Below are 6,911 nucleotides of genomic sequence, written 5' to 3'. Positions count from 1 at the left end.
CATGGCGGGGGGCTCCTGACTCCGTGAAGCATGCACTGCCAGTCTGACGTGGCTTCCTGGCCTTTGCTGGGACCTTCGGCCTGAGTGGTCGTTCCCTGACAACGAGCGGTTTCGGGCGCTGTTTCCAGGCGCGGTCTTGCCCGGCGCGCCCCGCCGAGGACGACGGCGCCGGGTCAGGGGGCTCCGAGGTGGAGCGCCCGGGCGCCGAGGCGCCGGATGGCGGGAACGAGTCCGCCCTCTTGCATGAGCGCGCGGGCGATGGGGCTGGGCCGCTCGGCCTGGAACCGTTGGCCGCTCGCCACATGCTCCACCAGGCCCGTCTCCAGGTCGACGACGAGCTCCTCGTCTTCCTGGACCAGGGCGTGGAACGCAGGGCTCGTCACGACGAGGTGGGGCAGCGCCTCGTTCACCAGGTTGCGCCGGTGGATGAAGGCATAGCTGCTGGCGATGACGGCCTTGATGCCGGCCCCGGCCAGCGCCCAGACGGCCTGCTCTCGGGAGCTGCCCGTGCCCCAGCCCTCCCCTGCGACGATGAGCGTCCGCCCCTGCTGCACGCGTTCCAGAAACTCGGGGCGGACATACCTGAATGCATGGCGAGCCAGCTCCGAGGGCTCATCAAGGTGGCAGAACTCGCCCGGGATGATGGCGTCCGTGTCGACATGGTTCCCGAAGCGCTGAATGCGTCCAGCGATGCGTCCTCCGGAGGCCGTGCCCGCGCGCGTGCCGCCGTCATGTGGCTGGGGCGTCATGGGCAGTCGTGGCTCGGAGGACGGGAACTCGATGGGGCGGCCCGCTGGCTTGCGGGCGAGGATTCGCTCGAGGACGGACGGGTCGATCCTCTTCAGCGCGGCGCGGGGGTCCTCCACGCGCATCTCCAGGGAGGAGGCCGCTACAGTGGCCGCCGAGGCGAGCCAAGCGTGTGATCCGGGCCCCATCCGGTTCTCGTAGTTGCGGTTCTGTGATGTGAGCCACACCTCGCCGGGAAGGGCCTTTTCTGAGGCCACGCCCAGACACATGGAGCAGCCTGGCGGGCCGATTCGGAAGCCCGCCTGCTCGTAGTGCCGCCACAGGCCGGCTTGCCGCATTCGTTCGTGGATGGCGAGGTCCCCGGGCACCACGAGCCGCTTGGGTGAGGCGGGGCGCGCCGCCTTGCCTCGGAGCGCCTGCTCCAACAGGAGCGCCGCCAGCACGAGCTCCTCCTCGGTGGTGGTGCACGCACCGATGAAGCAGCCGTCCACCGCCATCCCTACCGCGTCCTGGACCTCCAGCACGTTGTCCGGAGCGTAGGGCCGGGCGAGCTGCGGCCCGAGCTTCTCCAGCGCGATGCTGAAGCGCTGTACGTAGGGCGCATCCTCATCGGCGCGGAAGTACAGGGCCTCGTCCTTGTTCGACGGGCGCATGGCGAGCCACTCGGTGACCCTCGCGTCGGGCTCGAAGATGCCATTCAGCCCGCCGAGCTCCGCCGTCATGTTCGCGATGGTGAAGCGCATGTCCGTGGTGAAGCCGCGCGCGGCTTCTCCGCGGTACTCCACCGTCCGCTCCAGCGCGGCGGTGTTCCTTCCAAGGAGCCCCAAGGTCTTCAGGATGATGTCCTTGCCGCCGATGCCAAAGGCAGGCGTGCCCTGGTACTCCACGGTGATGGCCTCGGGAACCTCGAGCCATGTCTCCCCGAGTACCATCGCGGCAACGATGTCCGCTCCACCCAGTCCGATGGCGAAGGCGCCCATCCCTCCATGGGAGGTGGTGTGTGAATCGGCTCCCAGCACCAACTGTCCTGGCTGGACCAGCTCTCGATAGAACTTCGTGTGAAGGATGGTCTCGTTGGCATCGTAGAAGTGGCGCAGCCTCCGTTCGCGGGCGAAGTCACGCGAGCGCTGTACCAGCCGCTGGACGCGCACGTCCTTGGCAAGGGTCACTGCGTCCACCGTGTGGTCCACGGCGAGGAAGACGCGCTCCCGGTCGTGGAGCTCCGGGCGTCCCAGGGCCTGGTAGGTGCGGTCCATGCCGTTCCAGGCCAGCTCGCTCGCCATCGTCCAGTCCACCCGGAGCTGCAGGACGTCTCCCGCCTGGACCCAGGGGCGATCGAGGCGCCGGGCATGGTGGGCCAGGATTTTCTGCGTCAGGGTCATGGGTCGGGTGTTCATGTGCAGCGCCTTTCTTGGGACGCGCTGGCGTCCCCTCAAGAGGATGGCGTTCCGCTCACCAGCCTCACGCGGCAGGGCAATCCGCCCCTACGTGCGGGTCCGCCGGAGTCCCTGGAGCATCCGGTCCAGGATGGCGTCGGCCGCCTCCGTCGTGGAGAGCGTTCCCCCCACGTCGCGCGTGCACTGGCCCTCCGCCACCGTCTGCTGAACGGCCGTGCTCAGACGCCGGGCGGCCCCAGCCTGACCGAGGTGCTCGAGCATCAGGGCCGCGCTCAGCACCATGGCCGCGGGGTTGGCCAGCCCCTTGCCGGTGAGCTCGGGTGCCGAGCCATGCACGGGTTCGAAGAGCGGCGTGGAGTCCGGATTGAGGTTGGCGGAGGGCGCAACGCCAAGCCCACCGCTCAGGGCCGCGCCCAGGTCCGTCAGAATGTCGCCGAAGAGATTGGTCGTCACGATGACCTGGAGGGACTCCGGCCGTGTCACCATCTGGAGCGCCAAGGCATCCACGTAGTAGTGCCGCGCCTCAATCTGCGGGTATTCGGCGGCGACCTCACGAAAGGTCCGCAGCCAGAGGCCGTGGGCGGCAATGGCATTGGACTTGTCCCCCAGCGCTACGTGCCGCTTGCCATGGGCGCTGGCCCACTTGAACGCGGCGCGGATGATTCGCTCCACCCCCTTGCGGGTATGGATTTCCTCGGCAATGGCGACCTCGTCGAGTGTGCCCCGCTTGAAGCTCCCGCCGATGGCGCCGTAGATGCCCTCCGTGTTCTCGCGGAAGATTGTCATGTCAATCTCTTGCGGTCCCTTGCCCTTGAGCGGGGAGAGGCGCTCCGCCAGCGGAGAGCAGGGCCGGAAATTGACGTAGAGGTCGAGCCCGAAGCGCAGGCCCAGCAGGATTTCCCTCGCATGCGCATTGTCTGGCACGCGCGGGTCCCCCATCGCGCCCAGGAGGATGGCATCGAACTCGGTGCGGAAGACATCCATCTGGCCCGGGGGCAGCCCCACCCCTGTCCTCAGGAAGCGCTCCGCGCCAAAGTCAAACGCCTCCAGTGAGAGCCCGAGCCGCATTTCCGCGTCGAGCACTTGCAGGATGCGCATGACCTCTCGGGTTACTTCGATTCCAATGCCATCACCAGGGATGACCGCAATTCTTGCCATGTTGACAGAGAGAATCCGGGAATCCCGAGGGCGCGGCAAGGTGTGAAGTTGTCTGACATGTGTATGTCGTCGCGATGTGAGTCTATTGGGTTCTGGTCTTCCGGTTGGGGGTGGTCTTTTCTTGGTGCCAGGATTTGTTGCCGCGAACCCGCAGGTCATTCGAAACCGCTGAGGGCAAGGCATTTCCATGCGCGACCCGGCCAGGACTGTTTCTCATTCCGAGTTCATCCACGACTGGAATGGAAGGGGGGCCGCCCCGAGCCCTGCATTCCCAGTCGAGATCAACGATGAGACGCTCCGGGATGGGATGCAGGCGACGGCCGTCACCAGCCCCACGGTGGAAGAGAAGCGCGGCCTGCTCGAGTTGATGCAACACATCGGGGTGAGCGCGGTGAGCCTCGGTATGCCCGCGGCGGGGCCGTGGGCGCTCGAGGAGGTCGTGACGCTGGCGCGCCACATCCGGGAGGAGGCGCTGCGGCTCGAGCCCAACTGTGCGGCGCGGACGCTGCACAGCGACATCGTCCCCATTGTCGAGGCGGTGCAGCGGGCGGGGCAGCCCATCGTGGTGCATACGTTCATTGGCTCGTCCCCCCTACGCCAGTGCGCTGAGGCATGGGACCTGGACTTCATTCTGCGTTCCTCGACGGCGGCCATCGACTTCGCCGTGCGTCAGGGGCTGGAGGTCGCGTTCATCACCGAGGACACCACCCGCTCCACGCCGGAGACGCTCGAGCTCCTCTTCCGCGCCGCGGTGGAGCATGGCGCTTCCCGGCTGGTGCTCTGCGACACCGTGGGGCATGCGACGCCAGCCGGAACCCGCGCCCTGGTGCGGTGGACACGGGACCTGGTGGAGCGGCTCGGCAGTCCGGTGAAGGTCGAGTGGCATGGTCACAACGACCGAGGGTTGGCGTTGATCAACGCGCTCGTGGCCCTGGAGGCGGGAGCGACGCGAGTCCATGGTTGTGGGCTGGGAATCGGCGAGCGCACGGGCAATGCCCCCGTGGAGTTGCTGCTGCTCAATCTCAAGCTCCTGGGGTGGATTGACCAGGACCTCACGCGGCTCGTGGACTACGTCCTCACGCTTGCCCAGGTCTGCCGGGTTCCGATTCCGCGGAACTATCCGCTGGTGGGGGAGGATGCGTTTCGCACTGCCACGGGCGTTCATTCGGCCGCCATCATCAAGGCGCTCGAGCGGGGGGATGATTGGCTTGCCGACCACATCTATTCATCCGTTCCCGCTGGTGAGTTTGGCCGGCGCCAGCAGCTCGAACTCGGGCCGATGAGCGGGATGAGCGGCGTCAGGTATTGGCTGATGGTGCGTGGCCTGCAAGAGAATGAGCAGCTCTGCGAGGAGATCCTCCGGAGGGCCAAGTCCGCGGCGTCGACACTGACGGAAGAAGAAGTGTGGTCAATCGTGCAGGCGCACGGTGGTCAGGGGCGCTCCTGTGCGTGAGCGCTCTTGTTTCCGGTGCGCCCTCTTCAATCCAATGGATGTGTTCGGTGCATGGAGTTGCTCATGAGCGGAGCCTGGGAAGGCAAGCTGTATGATGTGATTGTCATGGGCGGAGGACCCGCGGGAGCCACGCTCGCCGCGCGTCTGCGGAAGGACCCCGGCCTCTCGGTGGCCATCTTCGAATCTGAGCGATTTCCTCGTGAGCACATCGGAGAGTCCTTTGTCCCCTCCGCGGTTTCCTCACTGCAGGAGAGCGGGGCGCTCGGGCGCGTGCTGTCCAGCGACTGTTGGATCAAGAAGGGCGGTGGGTACTACTCATGGGACGCGGTGCGCCCCTGGTCCACCTTCTTCGAACACAAAGCCTACGAACGGGATGGGTACCGCCGCTGGGCATTCCATGCCAACCGGGCGGAGCTCGACGACATCCTCTTGCGTCATGCGGAGGAGAACGGGGCGGAGGTCTTCGAGGGGACGCCCGTCAAGCAGGTCTACCGCCGCGACGGCTTCACGGAGGTCGACCTGGGGGAGAAGGGCAGTGCCCGCTGCAAGGTGTTCGTCAATGCCTCGGGCCGCTACTCGGTGACATCCCTTGGGGGGCCGCGCGAATTCCTGTCGTCCTACCGCAACATCGCTATCTGGAGCTACATCCGCAAGGGCAAGCCCGCGCAGTCGCTCCCGGGGGACTGGAACATCTTCCGCGAGTCCGGCGTATCGCCGATAGGAAGCTTCGCGTTCGAGGACGGGTGGTTCTGGTACATCCCCATCCCGCTCGAGGTGGACGGCAGGAGGGAGGTCGTCCACTCGCTCGGGTTGGTCACCGACCCCCGGGGCCTGAAGAGCAAGCGCGATTACATGTCCCCCTCCGTGTTCATGGAGACCGCCCGGAAGGTGCCCTTCCTTTGCGACCTCGTGGCGGACGCCGAGCTCATCTACGATGAGTTCAGGACAACGGCCAACTACTCGCGAATCAGCCACCAGATGTGCTCCTGGGAGAATCGTGAGATTCGCGTGGGCGACGCTGCCTTCTTTGTGGACCCGTTGTTCTCCACGGGCGTCCACTTCGCCCTGCACCACACGGCCGCGGCGGCGGTGCTCGTGCGGGCTGCCTTCGACGAGGCCATGCCCGAGCAGCATCGTGAGGACCTCTGGCATGACTATGACCAGATGCTGCGCAAACAGGCGCAGGTGTTCTCGCTCGCCATCGACCAGTGGTACAACGAGATTTCCCTGGCCCACCCCGGCAGCGTCTACTGGCGTGAGCGCAGCGAGCGGGCGACGTTCGAGGTCCGGAACGCAACCTTCCATTACCTGGTCAATGGTTCTCTGGATGAGGACCTGTTGCATGTCATCAGCCAGGGGAACGATGCGGTAGAGGCGCTGAGCGAGACGGGCGCCTGGCGGACGAGTTTCGCTCAGTTGCAGCGCCTGCGGCCCGCGGATGACGCGCTCGTGCAGTTGATGCCCAATGTGAAGTTCCGCCAGAGCGTCACGTTGGAGCACCCCATCGCTGACTCCGCCGAGGACAAGCTGGACGCTCGGCCCCAGGCATTCGACCACGGCCCCTACTGGGAGTCGCCGGAGCGGCACGCGCACGAGGTCGCCCCACGCTTCGGACGCCCCAGCCCGTGCCTTCGCTTCTACTTCGAGGACGGGGACCATCAGGATACCGTCCGCATCCTCTGGAATCGTCCGAACTCGGCGCTGCTGGAGCGCTTGTCGCAACCGCATGCCTATGGGCCCCTGCTCGCCGGGTGCTCGCTCTCCGAACGGGGGCTGCTGGATCAACTTCTGCTCAAGGGGATGATGAGAGTCATCCCGTGAGCAGTGGTTTGTCGTGGTGTGTTTGTTGTGTGGTCTTGCTGGACAGGATGGGTTGTCAGGTTCGTGGTTTTTGCTGATTCGCGTGAAAGTGAGGTTATGATGGGTCCGCTGGTTCTTTTCGTCGCCGGTGGTGTCGCGGCGCTCGTGTCGCGTCCCTACATCCAGAACGCCGCTCGCAAGGCATTGGTCTCCGCCGTGAAGAGCATTGAGGATGCTCAGCAGGAGCTGGAGAGGACGCAGAAGCAGGAGGTGGAGTCGGCAGGCGCGGTCTCGCAGGCAGGGGGCGCGAAGTCCTCCGGCTAGTCAGGACTGTGCGAGGTCGTGTGGACGCTGTC

At 66.1% G+C, this 6,911-nt stretch carries 5 protein-coding genes; 3 read left to right on the top strand and 2 right to left on the bottom strand.

Translation table 11 applies throughout. The annotated features are described in order from the left end of the window. Positions 1 to 173: 173 nt before the first annotated feature. Both FMQ63_RS25555 and FMQ63_RS25550 read right to left on the bottom strand, forming a co-directional pair. Positions 174 to 2,144: an aconitase family protein gene (locus tag FMQ63_RS25555; protein ID WP_011551399.1), complete on the bottom strand. Its 1,971-nt coding sequence runs from the start codon at positions 2,142 to 2,144 to the stop codon at positions 174 to 176. Positions 2,145 to 2,231: 87 nt separating this feature from the next. Continuing rightward, positions 2,232 to 3,302, bottom strand: coding sequence for an isocitrate/isopropylmalate dehydrogenase family protein (locus FMQ63_RS25550; RefSeq protein ID WP_011551400.1), 1,071 nt, complete (start codon positions 3,300 to 3,302; stop codon positions 2,232 to 2,234). A gap of 187 nt (positions 3,303 to 3,489) precedes the next feature. Here FMQ63_RS25550 and FMQ63_RS25545 point away from each other — a divergent pair, with 187 nt between their 5' ends. From FMQ63_RS25545 to FMQ63_RS25535, 3 genes are all read left to right on the top strand, one after another. Next, complete coding sequence (locus tag FMQ63_RS25545; RefSeq protein ID WP_011551401.1) at positions 3,490 to 4,755, top strand: LeuA family protein; 1,266 nt, start codon at positions 3,490 to 3,492, stop codon at positions 4,753 to 4,755. A 63-nt stretch (positions 4,756 to 4,818) separates the two neighbouring features. After that, a complete protein-coding gene (locus FMQ63_RS25540) occupies positions 4,819 to 6,576 on the top strand; it encodes an NAD(P)/FAD-dependent oxidoreductase (protein ID WP_225909775.1) in 1,758 nt (585 codons plus the stop codon). Positions 6,577 to 6,672: 96 nt separating this feature from the next. Continuing rightward, positions 6,673 to 6,879: a hypothetical protein gene (locus FMQ63_RS25535; protein WP_020478227.1), complete on the top strand. Its 207-nt coding sequence runs from the start codon at positions 6,673 to 6,675 to the stop codon at positions 6,877 to 6,879. Positions 6,880 to 6,911: the final 32 nt, after the last annotated feature.

The sequence above is a fragment of the Myxococcus sp. CA005 genome, assembly GCF_006518205.1.
In the GTDB taxonomy this organism is placed as follows: Bacteria; Myxococcota; Myxococcia; order Myxococcales; family Myxococcaceae; genus Myxococcus; species Myxococcus xanthus.
This window is presented reverse-complemented; position numbering and strand designations above follow the sequence as displayed.